The organism is Colwellia sp. 6M3 (assembly GCF_014077595.1).
Taxonomy (GTDB): domain Bacteria; phylum Pseudomonadota; class Gammaproteobacteria; order Enterobacterales; family Alteromonadaceae; genus Cognaticolwellia.
Genome location: NZ_JACGWF010000215.1, coordinates 1 through 580 on the forward strand (window position 1 = coordinate 1; position 580 = coordinate 580).

General features: G+C 42.6%; 1 protein-coding gene. It reads left to right on the forward strand.

Annotation, left to right across the window (positions count from 1 at the left end; genetic code table 11):
• On the forward strand, positions 1 to 580 hold a 580-nt coding region (locus H4J50_RS19080; protein WP_220466355.1), incomplete at both ends, for an Ig-like domain-containing protein.

The window sequence follows — 580 nt, forward strand, 5'->3', positions numbered from 1 at the left end:
GCAGTAACTATGATGCAAGCCGTCCGTCAGTTGCAATTCAAAATGTACCAGCAACAAGTAATGCGCCATTTACCGTTACGTTTACTTTTAGCGAAGCGGTAATAGGCTTTGTTGTTGGTGATATCACATTAACTAATGCTACCGCGAGCAGTTTTACTACCGTAAACACCAGTACTTATACGGCATTGATCACACCTATAGCTGATGGAACTGTAACGTTAAATGTTAATGCTAATGTTGCACAAGATAGTGTAGGTAACTTTAATACGGCGGCGACTCAAGTCAGCAGTACTTATGATGCTAGTCGTCCGTCAGTCACTATTCAAAATGTACCTGCAACAAGTAGTGCTGCATTCATCGTTACCTTTGCTTTTAGCGAAGCGGTAACAGGTTTTGTTGTTGGTGATATCAGTGTTGGGAATGGAAGCGCGAGCAGTTTCACTACGGTAAATCCGAGTACTTATACTGCGTTGATCACACCGACTGCAGATGGTTCTGTGACACTAGATGTAAACGCTAATGTAGCTCAGGACAGTGTGGGTAATTTTAATACGTCTGCGACTCAAGTCAGCAGTAACTA